Consider the following 16493-nt stretch of genomic DNA (forward strand, 5'->3'; position numbering starts at 1 on the left):
AACAGAGCGCAAATGATAAGGACTCACATTTAGCACCACAATCGAACAGTGGGTAGACACGTTTCCAAATGTTGCACAGATAGGATGGGGGGATGTTCCGGCCTCATCGCGAGCAGGCTCGCTCCCACATTTGATCCGGTGAAACCTGTGGGAGCGAGACTGCTCGCGATAAGCCTTTCTCAGACCTTGGCCAGATCCGGCAAATCCCCGGTCAGCCCCAACGCCTCGCGTACGAACAGCGCCTTGGCTTCCGGCATGCGGTCTACCAGCTTCAGACCGGTATTACGCAACCAGCGCACCGGCAATGGATCGGCCTGGAACAGCCGCTCGAAGCCTTCCATCGCCGCCATCAGCGCCAGGTTATGGGGCATGCGCCGCCGCTCATAGCGGCTCAACACCTTGAGATCGGCCAACCGCTCGCCACGCCCTGCGGACTGCAACAGCACCTCGGCCAACACCGCGGCATCCAGGAAACCCAGGTTGACGCCCTGTCCGGCCAGGGGATGGATGGTATGCGCCGCATCGCCGATCAGCGCCAGCCCTTCGGCCACGTAACGCTTGGCGTGGCGTTGGCGCAGCGGTACGCAGACGCGAGGATCGGCGCCGAGCACCGCGCCTAGCCGGCCCTCGAAAGCCCGCTCCAGTTCGGCGCAGAAAGCGCCGTCATCCAGTGTCATCAAGCGCTGCGCTTCGCCAGGCGTGGTCGACCAGACGATCGAGCACCAGTCCTGCTGGCCGTCGCGCGCCAGTGGCAGGAAGGCCAGCGGACCATTGTCGGTGAAGCGTTGCCATGCGGTCTGGCGATGAGGTCCGGCGCAGCGCACGCTGGTGACGATCGCGTGATGCAGGTAGTCCCACTCGCGAGTGGCGACCCCCGTCAGGCGGCGCACGGCGGAGTTCGCCCCGTCGGCGGCAATCACCAGTGGCGCGCGCAAGGTGCGCCCGTCAGCCAGGGTCAACAGCCAGTCGTCGCCGGAGCGGCGCATCTGCTCCAGGCGCGCATTGGCCAGCAGCCCCAGGTCGCAGTCATGCAACCGGTCCAACAGTGCATCCTGAACGACGCGGTTCTCGACGATGTGGCCAAGCACTTCGGCATGCAGGCTGGCGGCGGAAAAATGAATCTGCCCCGTGCCGCTACCGTCCCAGACATGCATGTCGGTGTAGGGACTGGTGCGTCGGGCGACGATACCGTCCCAGACGCCCAGACGATCGAGAATCCGCTGGCTGGCCGCCGACAGGGCGCTGACCCGGGGTTCGAACGCTGCCTGGGAATCAAAGGGCTTGACGCTCAGCGGGCTGCCGTCGAGCAACAACACCTGCAAGCCGCTGCCCTGCAACGCAAGCGCCAGGGCGCTGCCGACCATGCCGGCACCGACAATCAACAGATCTGCGCGCAATTCCATGCTTTAAGCCTGTGCTGCTGGCGACATGAGCCGCCGGTGAAAGGGATAAGCCGTATCAAGCATCGGGGCGAGTCCCCAAGCCCATGGCCTGGCGGGCGAACCAGCGCTTGGCCGGGGGCAGCAGGTCAAGGCCCAGCAGGCCGAGATTGCGGCCCACGGATACCAGCGGCAGATCGCTGCTGAACAGCCGCGTGACCTGGTCGGAGAAGCCGACGGTCAGGGCCTGGTCCATCCGCTGGCGCTCGCGATAGGCTTGCAATACAGAGAAGTCGCCGGGCGTGCTGTCGCTCCCGAGCAATGCATCGGCCAGTGCCTGCGCGTCACGCAAGGACAGGTTGAAGCCCTGCCCCGCTATGGGATGCAGGCTATGGGCAGCATTGCCGAGGATCGCCAGGTGCGGACGTACCTGCTCTTCGGCTTCCACCAGCGCCAGCGGATAAAGGTGTCGCGCACCCACCTGCTTCAACGTGCCGAGGCGATAGCCGAACACACTCTGTAGCTCACTGAGAAAACTACGCTCGTCGAGGGCTGCCAGCCGTTGCGCATCCATGCCCTGGCGAGTCCAGACCAACGCACAACGATTTTCCGGCAGCGGCAACAAGGCCATCGGGCCATCGTCGGTAAAGCGTTCGAAAGCCATGCCGTTGTGGGCTTCGCTGGGGGTGACGTTGGCAATCAACGCGCTCTGGTCGTAAGGGCGATTGCGCACACCGACGCCCAACTGCTCACGCAGTCCGGAGCGTCCACCGTCGGCCAGTACGGCGAGGTCGCATTCCAGCGTGGTTTCGTCATCCAGCGTCAAACGATAACCACCGACTAGCGGCTCCATCCGGGTGACTTGCGCCGGGCAGCGCCAGCTGACCACGTCCTTGTCCAGCCCTTGCCACAGGCATTGGCCGAGCCAGGCATTTTCCACCACGTAGCCGAGGGCCGGCACGCCCTCCTCCATGGCGGACAACCGTGCGGTGGAAAACCGTCCGCGGTCGGAAACGTGAATCTGTTTGATCGGTTCTGCGCGGCGGGAAATTTCCTGCCAGAGGCCCAGGCGCTGATAAATTTGTCGCGCACCGAAGGAGAGCGCCGATGAGCGCGCGTCATAGCTCGGCTGCCAGGTGTCGCCGGGGGCGAACGGCTCGATCAGCATGATCTTCCACCCCCTGGCCTTGGCGCCTGCCTGCAAGGCGAGCGCCAGGCTCGCGCCGACCAGGCCGCCACCAATGATCGCCACGTTGACCCGGCTCATGCCGCTTGAGTCCGTGCGGCGGCCATCAGGGCCTCGATCTCGACGACCGTTTTCGGCACGCCGCGGGTCAGGATTTCACAACCGGTCTTGGTCACCACCACGTCATCCTCGATGCGCACGCCAATGCCGCGCCATCTCTTCGCTACGCTGCGATTGTCCGGGGCAATGTAGATGCCCGGCTCCACGGTCAAGGCCATGCCAACCTCCAGCACGCGCCATTCGCCACCGACCCGGTACTCACCGACGTCGTGCACGTCCATGCCCAGCCAATGACCGGCACGGTGCATGTAGAACGCCCGGTAGGCTTCGCTGGCGATCAACTGGTCCACCTCGCCTTCCAGCAGCCCGAGACGCACCAGGCCCTCGGTAATGACCCGGACCGTAGCTTCATGGGCCTGGTTCCAATGCTTGTCCGGGCCAATTTCAGCGAACGCCGCTTCCTGGGCCGCCAGCACGACCTCATAGATCGCCTTCTGCTCGGGCGAAAACTTGCCGCTGACCGGCCAGGTACGGGTGATATCGCTGGCGTAGCAGTCGATTTCACAACCGGCATCGATCAGCACCAAGTCGCCATTCTTGAGCGGCGCGTCGTTCTGCTGGTAATGCAGGATGCAACTGTTACGCCCCGCCGCAACGATGGAGCCGTAGGCCGGCATCTTTGCGCCGCCCTTGCGAAATTCGTAGTCGAGCTCGGCTTCCAGGCTGTATTCGTAAAGCCCGGGGCGTGCCGCTTGCATGGCGCGGATGTGCGCCTGGGCGGAAATCCGCGCCGCTTCGCGCATCACTTTCACTTCCGCCGCCGATTTATACAGGCGCATATCGTGCAGCAGATGATCCAGGGCAACAAATTCGTTCGGCGGCTGGGCACCAAGGTGGGCCTTGGAGCGAATCACGTTGATCCACTCCATCAGGTGCCGGTCGAATTCGGGGTTGCTGCCCATGGCCGAATAGACCCGGTCGCGACCTTCGATCAGGCCCGGCAGGATGTCGTCGATGTCGGTGATGGGAAACGCGTCGTCGGCGCCGTAGTCCCGGATCGCCCCTTCCTGGCCAGCACGCAAGCCATCCCACAGTTCACGTTCGGCGTTGCGCTCGCGGCAAAACAGGATGTACTCGCCGTGAGCGCGACCGGGCATCAGCACCAGCACCGCTTGCGGCTCGGGGAAGCCGCTGAGGTACTGGAAGTCGCTGTCCTGGCGATAGACGTGCTCGACGTCGCGGTTGCGGATCGCAACGGCGGCGGCGGGCAGGATTGCGATGCTGTTGGGTTCCATCTGCGCCATCAAGGCCTTGCGGCGACGGCTGTATTCCGACTTCGGGATATGAATCATGGGCAGACGGTGTTCCCTTTCAAGCGATCAGTGCAGGGACGGCTTGGCAGCCGGTTCAGCGGTTTTTTTGGTCTCGGTAAACAGCAGCAACGGCGCGACCCGCAGGTACTCCATCACTTCCATGTAGTCGCTCTCGCCGTCGTCGGATTCTTCCAGGGCGTCCTGCACCTGGGAGATGGCCGCCAGGTCTTGCAACACTTCCTTGGCTTCATCGCTCAAGGCGTATTCGCGGCGGGTCAGGCCGAAGCCTGCCAGGAAACCCTGGCACCACTGACCCAGCGCAGCGGCGCGTTCAGCCAGCGGCGCGTCATCGGTGGGCAGCAACAGGACGACGGTCATGTCGTCACTGGTCAATTCACCCTTGACCATTTCCTGCAGGCCGATGAGCGCGTTGCGCACGTTGTCCGCCGGCTCGCCTTCAAGCAGTTCGGCGGCGTCGGCCAACCAGCCGTCGGCATCAAAACCGGCGCCGGCACAGCTGCGGCCGAGCAGCAGGCCATGCAGTTCGGCGGGCGAGACAGGGTGGCCGCTGGTGCTCAGCAGGGTGGCAAAGGCTTGGTACGGAGAATTCTGAATGGGCATGGGCAGCTAGGCGCCAGACGGCGCTATGTCTAGAATGGAGGCCTTGTATCCTACATCGACAGACTCGCCAAGACCATTAAAGGCTGTGCGACCCAAATCCCTCCATCAGACACATTCTTCAGTGGACACAATGGAAGACACCGACCTGCAAGCGCTGATGGCCAGACTCGAGCTGCTAATTGACCGGGTCGAGCAACTTAAGAGCCAAAACGGACTCCTATTAGCTCAGGAAAAAACCTGGCGCGAGGAACGCGCGCACCTCATTGAAAAAAACGAAATCGCCCGGCGTAAGGTCGAATCGATGATTTCGCGCCTCAAGGCCCTGGAGCAAGACTCATGAGTTCAAGCAATAGCGTTACCGTGCAGATCCTCGATAAAGAGTATTCGATCATCTGCCCCCAGGAAGAGCGCAGCAACCTGGTGAGCGCCGCCCGTTACCTGGATGGCAAGATGCGCGAGATCCGCAGCAGCGGCAAAGTCATCGGCGCCGATCGCATCGCCGTGATGGCCGCCTTGAACATTACCCACGACCTGCTGCACCGCCAGGATACGCCGGACGTACAGGTCAGCGGCTCGACCCGTGAACAGGTCCGCGACCTGCTCGATCGGGTGGATCTGGTACTGGCTACCGATCCGGACGTCAGCAAGGGCTGATTCGCGAGGCAGCCTGGGGTATACTTGCGTCACTCCCTGGGGTGCTTGCCAGTTGGTGATGTCCCTGAGCCGATACGCACAACCACGGGGGTTGCACGTTGGGGCCGGTGTGCATGTCCGCTTGACGGAAAGCCTTAACGCCTCCTGCAACTTCCACCTTGAACTTTCGGGTTCAAGGGCTAAGCCGACAGCGGTTCATCCGGGGAGCCTGATTCTTGAAACAATGCCAGTCATCATGACTGGCATTGTCGTTTCTGGCGTTTGGCGTTTTCTGGTCCCGCCGTTTGCGGTTACGCTGTGCCGATGTCACCGTCTCGCGAAGCATCGATATGACCGAACCTGCGTTGCCGACCCGCCCACAACTTCGCCGCCTGCTACGCCAGGCCCGTCGTGCCCTGACCCCGGCCCAGCAACGGCAAGCCGCCCACGGGCTTTATCGGCAACTGGCACAGCATCCGCTGTTTCGCCGCGCAAGACACATCGCCCTGTACCTGCCCAACGACGGTGAGATCGACCCACGCCTGCTGCTGCGCGCCGCCCAACGTCGGGGCAAGGCGACTTATCTGCCAGTACTCAGTCCCTGGCCGCAGACCAGGATGGTGTTCCAGCGGATCCATCCCGGCGAAAAAATGCGCCCTAATCGTTTCCGCATCCCGGAACCACGCAAGAATATCGCCCGGCAGCGCAAAGTCTGGACATTGGACCTGGTATTGCTGCCGTTGGTGGGGTTTGACGATGCCGGCGGACGCCTGGGCATGGGCGGCGGCTTCTATGACCGCAGCCTGGCGTATCTGTCGCGACGCAAACAATGGCGCAAGCCGACGTTGCTGGGCCTGGCCCATGAGTGTCAGAAGGTCGAACGATTGGCGCAGGCAAGCTGGGATGTACCGTTACAGGGAACGGTCAGTGACAGGCGTTGGTATCTGGCGAGCTAGACGCCGCGAAACAGCGGCGTCCAGAAGACGGCTCAGCGCTTGAGTGCGGGCGCGGGCTGGGTGATTTCCATCGGTGCATCATTTTTGTTGGCCCATAAGCTCTGGGCATAACCCGTGGTGACGACACCCAGGCCGAACAGAATGACCAGGACCCACAACAAATCCGGTTTGCGTTTCATCGATTGCCCCCCTCAAGGCATATCACACACGATGACAGCAGCGGTTTTCTTATCTGGCCGTGCAGCAGCGTCAAGCTTGGAAGGCCGGCATTTTGCGGCAACGTGAACCGACACGCAAATGCTGGCGTCAACCGACTGTCGGTTTGTCATAAAATCGCTGAACCTTTTTATCGCCACCACCCAGGAGTAGAAATCATGGCCTACTGGCTGATGAAATCCGAGCCCGACGAATTGTCCATCCAGGGCCTGGAAAAGCTCGGCCAAGCGCGCTGGGACGGGGTTCGCAACTACCAGGCGCGCAATTTCCTGCGAGCCATGGCGGTAGGCGACTCATTTTTCTTCTATCACTCCAGTTGCCCGGAGCCAGGCATTGCCGGAATTGGCAAAATCATCAAGGCCGCCTATCCCGACCCAACGGCCCTGGAACCTGACAGTCATTACTTCGAGGCCAAGGCCAGCCCGGAGAAAAACCCCTGGACCGCCCTCGACGTCGCCCATGTCGAGACATTCCCACGGGTGCTGAAGCTCGACTACCTCAAACAGCAAGCCGCCCTGGCCGAAATGCCGCTGGTGCAAAAAGGCTCGCGACTGTCGGTGATGCCGGTGACAGCTGAGCAGTGGGCAGCGGTCATTGCCTTGAAATCCTGACCAATGCAGTGCCCTGTCGACCGCTTTCGCGAGCAGGCTCGCTCCCACAGGGGAATGGTGTTGCCCACAAGACTCCTGTGGGAGCGAGCCTGCTCGCGAAGGGGCCCGCCCGGACAAACCTACTGAATGATCAGGTTGTTGAACAACAGATCATCCACCATCGGCTTGCCCGTCTCGTCGTTCATCACCTGCTGGGTCTGCTTCAACGCTTCCTGCCGCAGCTTTTCCTTGGCTTCAAGGTTGTTCATGGTTTCGGTCGTCTGCTGGGCAAACAGCGCCACCAACTGATTGCGAATCAACGGCTCGTTAGCCTTCACCGCCGCAGCGGCGGCGTCACCAGTCACGCGCAGGGCAACGTCGGCCTTGTAGACCTTCAGCTTGGTCGTTCCGTCCAGGCCATAATTGCCCACGAATGGCGGGCTGAGCGTGATGTAACTGACCTTCGGCGCCTCGCCTTCTTTGGCTTCCTTGGCTTCTTCGGCCATCGCCGCCACAGGCAACGACAGGGCCAGCATCAACATGATCCACGCTTTCACATTCGACTCCTCATCCGATTTGCGGCCCAGCATACCGCCCCCTCGTCCCAGCACAAGCTTATGGCCGGCTATCAGGGGCGGGCATGCTCGTTGACCCCTTCACTCTCACACCTACACTTATCGGCCATCACTCCCAAAGGAATAGCCCTGATGAAAGCCGTGCTGTGCAAAGAATTCGGCCCCGCCGAATCGCTGGTGCTGGAAGACGTCGCCAGCCCCGTCGTGAAGAAGAACGAAGTGCTGCTGGACGTGCACGCCGCCGGGGTGAATTTTCCTGATACGTTGATCATCGAAGGCAAATATCAATTCAAGCCACCGTTCCCGTTTTCCCCCGGCGGCGAAGCAGCGGGCGTCGTCCGCGAGGTGGGAGAAAAGGTCAGTCACCTGAAAGTCGGTGACCGGGTCATGGCGCTGACCGGCTGGGGCAGTTTCGCCGAACAGGTGGCAGTCCCGGGCTATAACGTGCTGCCCATTCCTGCCGCCATGGAATTCAACATTGCCGCCGCTTTCAGCATGACCTACGGCACCTCGATGCATGCCCTCAAGCAACGGGCCAACCTGCAACCCGGTGAAACCCTGCTGGTGCTCGGTGCCTCCGGCGGCGTCGGCCTGGCGGCGGTGGAAATCGGCAAGGCCATGGGCGCCCGGGTGATCGCCGCCGCCAGCAGCCCGGAAAAACTCGCGGTAGCCAAGGCCGCCGGCGCCGACGAACTGATCAACTACACCGAAACCAGCCTCAAGGATGAAATCAAGCGCCTCACCGACGGCCAGGGCGCCGACGTGATCTACGACCCGGTGGGCGGCGACCTGTTCGACCAGGCGGTCCGCGCCATCGCCTGGAACGGCCGGCTGCTGGTGGTCGGCTTCGCCAGCGGGCGCATTCCCGAGCTGCCGGTGAACCTGGCCTTGCTCAAGGGCGCTGCCGTAGTAGGCGTGTTCTGGGGCTCCTTCGCCCAACGCCAGCCGCAGGACAACGCCGCCAACTTCCAGCAACTGTTTGGCTGGTTCGCCGAAGGCAAGTTGAAACCGTTGGTGTCGCAGGTCTATCCGTTGAGCAACGCCGCCCAGGCGATCAATGACCTGGGGCAGCGCAAGGCGGTGGGCAAGGTGGTTGTGCAGGTTCGCTGATTGCCCAAGCTGTTTACCTGAACCGGGTCGCAGCGCTACGGCCCGGTTCCGCCATCCCCATACCGCCCTCCATTTATACCTGAGCGACATGTTCGTAAAAGAACATGCCATCTCCCACATTTCCGCTGTTTGCCCGATGCGAACCGGTGCTATTTTCGGTAATGAAACTGTAACATTCGCATCCGCAGTCAAAACAAGAAATCTGGAGCCCTTGAATGTTTGCTTTCTTTCGTCCCGCCGCACATCAGGCTCCATTGCCTGAAGAAAAAATAGACAGCACCTATCGGCGCCTTCGCTGGCAGATCTTCGCCGGCATTTTTATTGGTTATGCCGGTTACTACCTGCTGCGCAAAAATTTTACCCTGGCGTTTCCGGATCTGATCGCCCAAGGCTATACAAAGGGCCAGCTGGGGGTGGCGATATCGGCAATCGCGATCGCCTACGGTCTTTCCAAGTTCCTGATGGGCATCGTGTCCGACCGCTCCAACCCGCGTTATTTCCTGCCTTTTGGCCTGATAGTGTCAGCCGGAGTGATGTTCATTTTCGGTTTCGCACCGTGGGCAACCTCAAGCGTGACCATGATGTTCATCCTGTTGTTCATCAACGGCTGGGCGCAAGGCATGGGCTGGCCACCAAGCGGACGCACCATGGTGCACTGGTGGTCGCAGAAAGAACGCGGCGGTGTGGTTTCGGTATGGAACACCGCCCATAACGTCGGCGGCGGCTTGATCGGCCCGCTGGCAATACTTGGCATGGGCTGGTTCAACGACTGGCACAGCAAGTTCTACGTACCGGCAGCGGTGGCTTTGCTGGTCGCTGTATTTGCCTTCATCGTCATGCGCGATACGCCGCAATCGACAGGCTTGCCGCCCATCGAGAAATACAAAAACGATTACCCGGAAGGCTACGATGCCAGCCATGAAGAAGAATTCAGCGCCAGGGACATCTTCGTCAAATACGTGCTGCGCAACAAGATGCTCTGGTTCATCGCGCTGGCCAACGTTTTCGTCTACCTGTTGCGCTATGGCATTCTGGACTGGGCACCGACCTATCTCAAAGAGGTCAAGCACTTCGATTTCGACAAGACGTCCTGGGCTTACTTCCTGTACGAGTGGGCCGGCATTCCCGGCACGCTGCTATGCGGGTGGATGTCGGACAAGGTCTTCCGGGGCAACCGCGGCCTGACGGGCATGGTGTTCATGGCATTGGTGACCGTCGCGACAATCATCTACTGGCTGAATCCGCCGGGTAACCCGATGGTCGACATGATCTCGCTGTTCGCGATTGGCTTCCTGATCTATGGCCCGGTCATGCTGGTAGGTCTGCAGGCTTTGGAACTGGTGCCCAAGAAAGCAGCAGGTACGGCTGCCGGCTTCACCGGCCTGTTTGGTTATCTGGGTGGCTCAGTCGCGGCCAGCGCCATGATGGGCTACACGGTGGACTATTTCGGCTGGGATGGCGGCTTCATCCTGCTGGTCGGTGCCTGCCTGATGGCCATGGCATTCCTCGCGCCAACCCTCTGGCACAAGCAGATCGCCAGTCAGAGCCGCGACGCGATCGCCTGATCCAGCGCTGATTTGCAGCGCTTGAGCCGCGCCTCCAGATTACGGTCTGGCATGGCGTGGCTGCGCAGGGCGTGGATGGTCTGCTCGACATAATCGCGAGTCGTGCCATACCGCCCGCAGGCGCTTTCGAACACCTGGCTCAGCACATGATCCGGCAGATTGCCGGCATAGCTGGGCAGGTGTCGCTCCAGGACAAAACCCAAGGCCTGAACCCGATTGCCATCTTCCAGCCGACAGCTGAGCCAGTGCGGCCGATAGGACGGCACGGGCATCTCGCGTTGCCACAGGGCCAACAGCGAATCCTGCAGGTTTTCTTCCGGCAACCGGTAGGCGAAACCGCTGCACGAACCGCCGCGATCCAGCCCGAACACCAGCCCTGGCAATTCCGGGGTGCCACGGTGTTCATGGGACCACAGATACAACCCGCGATGATAACCGTGCACTCGCCCGCGCATACGCTCCACCGCCGTGCATTCGGGCCGCCAGATCAACGAGCCGTAGGCGAACAGCCAGACTGGGCCGCCCTGGTGCAGGCTCATGGTCGAGTGCATCGACGCAAGCAGTTGTTCCCGGGTCAGCTGTGGCCCCAACTCGAGTCTTGGCGGATACAGCGCGCAGGTGATGGCGGATTCGATAGCGGTCATGGCCGGTAGCGGATGGCTCCTCGCTGATTGTGAATGGCTTGGCAACGCCAAGGTACTGGCGCTTCATGGAACGAAGGCAAGTTGGATGCCATCGGGCGTCCATATACGTTATCGGTATCTAGCTGACAGAACTAAATACCGAAACGAAATATGGGCCGTTATATCGATCGGCATTCGTTCTTGTGGCGAGGCAGCTTGCTCCCGCTGGACTGCGCAGCAGTCCCAGATGAGGCGGTCGCTGCGCAACCGAGCGGGAGCAAGCTCCCTCGCCACGAAGAACTCACCGAGCCTAGGTTGGACGAACGCGGTTCAAGCCCGCGGCGCGTACGCAAACACATCCGCACGCATCTGATGAGCATCCATGCCGGCCTCCACCAGCGCATCGAGCGTGGCGTAAATCATTGCCGGTGAGCCGCTGGCGTAGACGTGGACGCTGGAAAGATCGCTGATGTCCTCGCACACGGCTTCATGGAGCATCCCGCAGCGCCCCTCCCAGCCGCACAAGTCGCTGACGACTTTGTGCAGGAACAGGTTCGGCAGTTTTTTCCACTCCTCCCAATGCTCGATTTCATAGAAATCCTCCGGCCGCCGCACGCCCCAATACAAATGCACCGGGTATTTGAAACCGGCGGCCCGGCAGTGCTCGATCAGGCTGTGCATCTGCGCCATGCCGGTTCCAGCGGCGATCAGCACCAGCGGGCCATCCGGCAACTCGGACAAGTGGGTATCACCGAACGGCATTTCGATGCGCACGGTAGGATTGCGCCGCAGTTGCTCCAGCAGCGCCAGCGCACTGCTTTCGCGCGCCAGTACATGTAGCTGCAGGTCCCGCCCCGAGTGCGGCGCCGAGGCCAGGGAGAACGCCGATTTTTCGCCGTTCTCGCGCTCGATCATCAAGTATTGCCCAGCGTGATAGCGCGGCGGCTTGCCCGCCGGCGCCCGCAGGCGCACCCGCCAGACATCGCCGCCGACGTCACTGCATTCGGTGACCTGGCACGCCAGGTTGCGCACCGGCAGTTCACCCGGCGCCAGCACGCCATCCCAGAGCACCACGCAATCCTCCAGCGGCTCGGCAATGCAGGTAAAGATCTCGCCGTGATCACGCACCTCACCGGCCTGCGTCACGCGACCTTCCACCAGCAGCGCGCCACAGACATGGCAATTGCCATTGCGGCAGCTCTGCGGACATTCGTAGCCCAGGCGCCGGGCGCCATCGAGAATCCGCTCTGCCGGCTGTATCTCCAGCACCGCGCCGGAAGGCTGCAAGGTTACACGCATCAATCTATTCCTAACTGATTCCAGATGGCATCGATCCGTTGGGTAACGGCTTCATCCTTGACGATAACCCGGCCCCATTCACGGGTGGTTTCACCGGGCCATTTATGCGTGGCATCGAGCCCCATCTTCGACCCCAGGCCGGACACCGGCGAGGCGAAGTCGAGGTAGTCGATCGGCGTATTCTCGATCATCACCGTGTCGCGCTTGGGGTCCATGCGCGTAGTGATGGCCCAGATCACGTCGTTCCAGTCCCGTGCGTTGATATCGTCATCAGTGACAATAACGAACTTGGTGTACATGAATTGTCGTAAAAACGACCAGACGCCCAACATCACCCGCTTGGCATGCCCCGGATACGACTTCTTCATGGTCACCACGGCCATGCGGTACGAGCAGCCTTCCGGTGGCAGGTAGAAGTCAGTGATCTCGGGGAACTGCTTCTGCAGGATCGGCACGAACACTTCGTTCAGCGCCACGCCGAGGATAGCCGGCTCATCGGGCGGGCGTCCGGTGTAGGTGCTGTGGTAGATCGGCTTGATCCGATGGGTGATGCGCTCGACGGTGAACACCGGGAAGCTGTCCACCTCGTTGTAATAACCGGTGTGGTCGCCGTAAGGACCTTCATCGGCCATTTCGCCGGGGTGGATCACGCCTTCGAGAATGATCTCGGCGGTGGCCGGCACTTGCAGGTCGTTGCCACGGCATTTCACCAGCTCGGTGCGGTTGCCCCGCAGCAGGCCGGCGAAGGCATATTCGGAGAGGCTGTCCGGCACGGGCGTGACGGCGCCAAGGATAGTCGCCGGATCCGCGCCCAGGGCCACCGAAACCGGGAATGGCTGACCAGGGTGTTTTTCGCACCACTCACGATAATCCAGCGCGCCACCCCGATGGCTCAGCCAGCGCATGATGACCTTGTTGCGGCCAATCACCTGCTGACGATAGATACCGAGGTTCTGGCGATCCTTGTTCGGCCCTTTGGTGACGGTCAGGCCCCAGGTGATCAGCGGCCCCACGTCGCCCGGCCAGCAGGTCTGCACCGGCAGCATGGCGAGATCGACAGCGTCGCCCTCGATCACCACTTCCTGGCAGATCGCGTCCTTGACGACTTTCGGCGCCATGGAAATGATCTTGCGGAAAATCGGCAGCTTCGACCAGGCGTCCTTCAGGCCCTTCGGCGGCTCCGGCTCCTTGAGGAACGCGAGCAGCTTGCCGATCTCGCGCAGTTCGCTGACAGCTTCGGCCCCCATGCCCAGGGCTACACGCTCCGGTGTGCCGAACAGATTACCCAGCACCGGGATGTCATAGCCGGTCGGATTTTCGAACAGCAGTGCCGGGCCCTTTGCCCGCAGGGTGCGGTCGCAGACCTCGGTCATCTCCAGCACTGGGGACACCGGCACCTGGATGCGCTTGAGTTCGCCGCGCTGTTCCAGACCGCTGATAAAGTCGCGCAAGTCGCGATACTGCATGCAAAGCCTCATGGTGACCGTGGCGTTCGGGGGCCCGAGTTTAACGCCGCCCGTTCGCAATAGTGAATGCACAGACAGCAAAAAGCCGGGTTTCCCCGGCTCTTGCTGGCCTGCTCGACTTACTTGCGCTTCATCGACAGGAAGAACTCATCGTTGGTCTTGGTCGTTTTCAGCTTGTCGACCAGGAACTCGATGGCCGCCACTTCATCCATCGGATGCAGCAGCTTGCGCAGAATCCACATGCGCTGCAACTCGTCATCGGCCGTCAGCAATTCTTCGCGACGGGTACCGGAACGGTTGATGTTGATGGCCGGGAACACACGCTTCTCGGCGATGCGACGGTCCAGGGGCAGTTCCATGTTGCCGGTACCCTTGAACTCCTCGTAGATCACTTCGTCCATCTTCGAGCCGGTTTCAACCAGCGCGGTGGCGATGATGGTCAGCGAGCCGCCTTCTTCGATGTTCCGTGCGGCACCGAAGAAACGCTTCGGCTTCTCCAGAGCGTGGGCATCGACACCACCGGTCAATACCTTGCCGGAGCTCGGGATCACGGTGTTGTAGGCACGGGCCAGACGGGTGATGGAGTCGAGCAGGATCACCACGTCCTTCTTGTGCTCGACCAGGCGCTTGGCCTTCTCGATCACCATTTCGGCAACCTGCACGTGACGGGTCGGCGGCTCGTCGAACGTCGAGGCGACCACTTCGCCGCGCACGGTGCGCTGCATCTCGGTCACTTCTTCCGGACGCTCGTCGATCAGCAGCACGATCAGATGAACTTCAGGATTGTTACGGGCGATGTTGGCCGCGATGTTCTGCAGCATGATCGTCTTGCCCGCTTTCGGCGGCGCCACGATCAGACCGCGCTGGCCTTTGCCGATAGGTGCGCACAGGTCGATGACACGACCGGTGAGGTCTTCGGTGGAACCGTTGCCGGCTTCCATCTTCATGCGCACGGTCGGGAACAGCGGGGTCAGGTTCTCGAAGAGAATCTTGTTCTTCGCGTTTTCCGGACGGTCGAAGTTGATCGTATCGACCTTGAGCAGCGCGAAGTAACGCTCGCCTTCCTTTGGAGGGCGGATCTTGCCAACGATGGTGTCACCGGTGCGCAAGTTGAAGCGACGGATCTGGCTCGGCGAGACGTAGATATCGTCCGGGCCGGCGAGGTAGGAAGCGTCCGCGGAGCGGAGGAAGCCGAAGCCGTCCTGGAGAATCTCCAGCACGCCATCACCGGAGATTTCCTCGCCGCTTTTTGCGTGCTTCTTGAGCAGGGAGAAAATCACGTCCTGCTTGCGCGAACGGGCCATATTTTCTATGCCCATCTGTTCGGCCAATTCGAGCAGTTCGGTAATCGGCTTTTGCTTGAGTTCAGTCAGATTCATATAGGAATGACGTAATCATTTATGGAGGGGGAAATTAAGCTTTTGGCTTAATGAGGCCGCGCCGCAGAGAAGGCGACAGGATCGCGTACTTGTTCGAAAGGAGAGCGTCGGCGACGGCTTGCAGGGGGCAATGGAGAAACCAGTGCGGGGCCGAATGTAACACCTCGATTTACGAGCGTCTAGCCCTGGATAACGAAAAAGCCCCGCGATTTGCGGGGCTTTTGGCAGAACATTCGACGCTTAGATGTTGGCGTCGAGGAAAGCTGCCAGTTGCGACTTCGACAGCGCGCCGACCTTGGTGGCCTCGACGTTGCCGTTCTTGAACAGCATCAGCGTCGGGATACCACGCACGCCGTGCTTGGCCGGGGTTTCCTGGTTTTCGTCGATGTTCAGCTTGGCGACGGTCAGTTTGCCCTTGTAGGTCTCGGCAATTTCGTCCAGGACCGGAGCGATCATTTTGCAAGGACCGCACCACTCAGCCCAATAGTCGACCAGCACTGCGCCTTCGGCCTTGAGTACGTCAGCTTCGAAGCTAGCGTCGCTAACGTGTTTGATCAGATCGCTGCTCATGGAAATCTCCGGGGTAATCAGCAAAAAAACGTGGCCCATCATAGCTGCCCTTCCCAGGTTCAGGAAGCCGCAGTTGATTGAGTCTCGCTATGGAGATTGATGGCTTTGGGTATGGCCCGCTTCATGAAGCGGCCGGTGCGATGAATGAGATACCGGTACGCAACGCCGCATTACGTACATGTTCCTGCATGGTTTTTTGCGCGGAAACCGATGCCCGGCGGGCCAGGGCGCGAAGGATCTTGCGATGTTCCTGCCACGTCTCCATCGCCCGCTCCGCCCTGATGAACGGTAGTTTCTGGCTTTCCAGGAAGATATCGGCGCTGGCGGTGAGAATGCCCAGCATCGCCTGGTTGCCGCTGGCCAGCAGGATCCGTCGGTGGAACTCGAAATCGAGCCGCGCCGCCGCGTCGAAATCCCCCGCTTTCAACTCTCGGCGCATGGCCTCGACGTTGTCATCCAGGGCATCGAGCTCATCGGCGCTCAACGTGACGGCCGCCAACCCGGCCGCGAACCCCTCAAGGGCATAACGCAACTGAAAGATATCCACCGGCGAGGCCTGCGCGGCGAAGGGCCAACCCGGCGTTGGTTCGCTGCGTGGGGCTTGCGCCGGTGATTGCACGAATACCCCCCTCCCTGGCTGCACGCTGATCATGCCCAAGGCACTGAGCGATGAAAGCGCCTCGCGCAGTGAGGCCCGGCTCACCCCCAGCTGCAAGGCCAGCTCCCGTTGTGACGGCAGCGCATCCCCCGGGCCGAAACCTTGATCGGCGATCAGCTTGCGGATGCCTTGGAGGGCGACTTCCGGAACGGCACGAGAAATGGAATTCATGGTTTTTCAGGGAAACCGAGTCAATGAGCGGCTAGTTGTAAAGCTATTCGAAGCCCTCGGCAAGTCGTGCCCCAGCAGGGTTCGGCGGCTTGTATCAACGCTCGATAAAGGTGCGAAACGCGA

The 16493-nt window shown here is 61.2% G+C and carries 18 protein-coding genes and 1 other RNA gene; 7 read left to right on the forward strand and 12 right to left on the reverse strand.

Features of this window, described 5'->3' with window-relative positions; translation table 11 throughout:
• Positions 1 to 179: 179 nt before the first annotated feature.
• From J3P91_RS26385 to J3P91_RS26400, 4 genes are all read right to left on the reverse strand, one after another.
• Positions 180 to 1397: a 2-octaprenyl-3-methyl-6-methoxy-1,4-benzoquinol hydroxylase gene (locus J3P91_RS26385; protein ID WP_434574065.1), complete on the reverse strand. Its 1218-nt coding sequence runs from the start codon at positions 1395 to 1397 to the stop codon at positions 180 to 182.
• 61 nt (positions 1398 to 1458) lie between these two features.
• Positions 1459 to 2646 (reverse strand): 2-octaprenyl-6-methoxyphenyl hydroxylase, encoded by a 1188-nt coding sequence (ubiH, locus tag J3P91_RS26390; RefSeq protein WP_434571034.1) that lies wholly within the window; start codon positions 2644 to 2646, stop codon positions 1459 to 1461.
• On the reverse strand, positions 2643 to 3977 hold the full coding sequence (gene pepP, locus J3P91_RS26395; RefSeq protein ID WP_434602196.1) for a Xaa-Pro aminopeptidase: 1335 nt from the start codon (positions 3975 to 3977) through the stop codon (positions 2643 to 2645). The genes ubiH and pepP overlap by 4 nt, the downstream gene beginning before the upstream one ends.
• Positions 3978 to 4004: 27 nt before the next feature.
• Complete coding sequence (locus J3P91_RS26400) at positions 4005 to 4559, reverse strand: YecA family protein (RefSeq protein WP_047226083.1); 555 nt, start codon at positions 4557 to 4559, stop codon at positions 4005 to 4007.
• 130 nt (positions 4560 to 4689) lie between these two features.
• On the opposite strand from J3P91_RS26400, the gene J3P91_RS26405 reads away from it, so the two are divergent.
• From J3P91_RS26405 to J3P91_RS26420, 4 genes are all read left to right on the forward strand, one after another.
• On the forward strand, positions 4690 to 4899 hold the full coding sequence (locus tag J3P91_RS26405) for a TIGR02449 family protein (RefSeq protein ID WP_003177365.1): 210 nt from the start codon (positions 4690 to 4692) through the stop codon (positions 4897 to 4899).
• A complete protein-coding gene (locus J3P91_RS26410) occupies positions 4896 to 5213 on the forward strand; it encodes a cell division protein ZapA (protein WP_039590276.1) in 318 nt (105 codons plus the stop codon). The genes J3P91_RS26405 and J3P91_RS26410 overlap by 4 nt, the downstream gene beginning before the upstream one ends.
• A 30-nt stretch (positions 5214 to 5243) precedes the next feature.
• Positions 5244 to 5423: non-coding RNA, 6S RNA (ssrS, locus tag J3P91_RS26415), on the forward strand.
• A gap of 119 nt (positions 5424 to 5542) precedes the next feature.
• Positions 5543 to 6148 carry a 5-formyltetrahydrofolate cyclo-ligase gene (locus J3P91_RS26420; RefSeq protein ID WP_434571030.1) on the forward strand — a complete coding sequence of 202 codons (606 nt, stop codon included), beginning with the start codon at positions 5543 to 5545 and terminating at the stop codon, positions 6146 to 6148.
• A gap of 32 nt (positions 6149 to 6180) precedes the next feature.
• On the opposite strand, the gene J3P91_RS26425 is transcribed toward J3P91_RS26420, so the two are convergent.
• Entirely contained in the window at positions 6181 to 6327 is a 147-nt protein-coding gene (locus J3P91_RS26425) for a hypothetical protein (protein ID WP_305498028.1), read from the reverse strand.
• A 195-nt stretch (positions 6328 to 6522) separates the two neighbouring features.
• Here J3P91_RS26425 and J3P91_RS26430 point away from each other — a divergent pair, with 195 nt between their 5' ends.
• Complete coding sequence (locus J3P91_RS26430; protein WP_434571026.1) at positions 6523 to 6975, forward strand: EVE domain-containing protein; 453 nt, start codon at positions 6523 to 6525, stop codon at positions 6973 to 6975.
• 119 nt (positions 6976 to 7094) lie between these two features.
• On the opposite strand, the gene J3P91_RS26435 is transcribed toward J3P91_RS26430, so the two are convergent.
• Entirely contained in the window at positions 7095 to 7511 is a 417-nt protein-coding gene (locus J3P91_RS26435; RefSeq protein ID WP_434571024.1) for a flagellar basal body-associated protein FliL, read from the reverse strand.
• 150 nt (positions 7512 to 7661) lie between these two features.
• On the opposite strand from J3P91_RS26435, the gene J3P91_RS26440 reads away from it, so the two are divergent.
• Positions 7662 to 8639, forward strand: coding sequence for an NADPH:quinone oxidoreductase family protein (locus tag J3P91_RS26440; RefSeq protein WP_434602197.1), 978 nt, complete (start codon positions 7662 to 7664; stop codon positions 8637 to 8639).
• A gap of 215 nt (positions 8640 to 8854) precedes the next feature.
• Positions 8855 to 10204 (forward strand): glycerol-3-phosphate transporter, encoded by a 1350-nt coding sequence (gene glpT / locus J3P91_RS26445; protein ID WP_434602198.1) that lies wholly within the window; start codon positions 8855 to 8857, stop codon positions 10202 to 10204.
• On the opposite strand, the gene J3P91_RS26450 is transcribed toward glpT, so the two are convergent.
• The 6 genes from J3P91_RS26450 to J3P91_RS26475 all read right to left on the reverse strand — a co-directional run bounded on the left by J3P91_RS26450 (position 10180) and on the right by J3P91_RS26475 (position 16370).
• Positions 10180 to 10848, reverse strand: coding sequence for a gamma-glutamylcyclotransferase (locus tag J3P91_RS26450; protein WP_434602199.1), 669 nt, complete (start codon positions 10846 to 10848; stop codon positions 10180 to 10182). The two genes, glpT and J3P91_RS26450, sit on opposite strands and share 25 nt — an antisense overlap.
• A 309-nt stretch (positions 10849 to 11157) precedes the next feature.
• Positions 11158 to 12126 carry a CDP-6-deoxy-delta-3,4-glucoseen reductase gene (locus J3P91_RS26455; protein ID WP_434571016.1) on the reverse strand — a complete coding sequence of 323 codons (969 nt, stop codon included), beginning with the start codon at positions 12124 to 12126 and terminating at the stop codon, positions 11158 to 11160.
• Positions 12126 to 13592 carry a 4-hydroxy-3-polyprenylbenzoate decarboxylase gene (gene ubiD / locus J3P91_RS26460; protein ID WP_434571014.1) on the reverse strand — a complete coding sequence of 489 codons (1467 nt, stop codon included), beginning with the start codon at positions 13590 to 13592 and terminating at the stop codon, positions 12126 to 12128. The genes J3P91_RS26455 and ubiD overlap by 1 nt, the downstream gene beginning before the upstream one ends.
• A 119-nt stretch (positions 13593 to 13711) precedes the next feature.
• On the reverse strand, positions 13712 to 14971 hold the full coding sequence (gene rho, locus J3P91_RS26465) for a transcription termination factor Rho (RefSeq protein ID WP_003206716.1): 1260 nt from the start codon (positions 14969 to 14971) through the stop codon (positions 13712 to 13714).
• A gap of 240 nt (positions 14972 to 15211) precedes the next feature.
• Positions 15212 to 15541 carry a thioredoxin TrxA gene (trxA, locus tag J3P91_RS26470; RefSeq protein WP_003206727.1) on the reverse strand — a complete coding sequence of 110 codons (330 nt, stop codon included), beginning with the start codon at positions 15539 to 15541 and terminating at the stop codon, positions 15212 to 15214.
• Between the two features lie 121 nt (positions 15542 to 15662).
• Entirely contained in the window at positions 15663 to 16370 is a 708-nt protein-coding gene (locus tag J3P91_RS26475) for a FadR/GntR family transcriptional regulator (protein ID WP_434571012.1), read from the reverse strand.
• Positions 16371 to 16493 lie beyond the last annotated feature (123 nt).

It is taken from the genome of Pseudomonas sp. Z4-7 (assembly GCF_051131965.1).
GTDB lineage: Bacteria > Pseudomonadota > Gammaproteobacteria > Pseudomonadales > Pseudomonadaceae > Aquipseudomonas.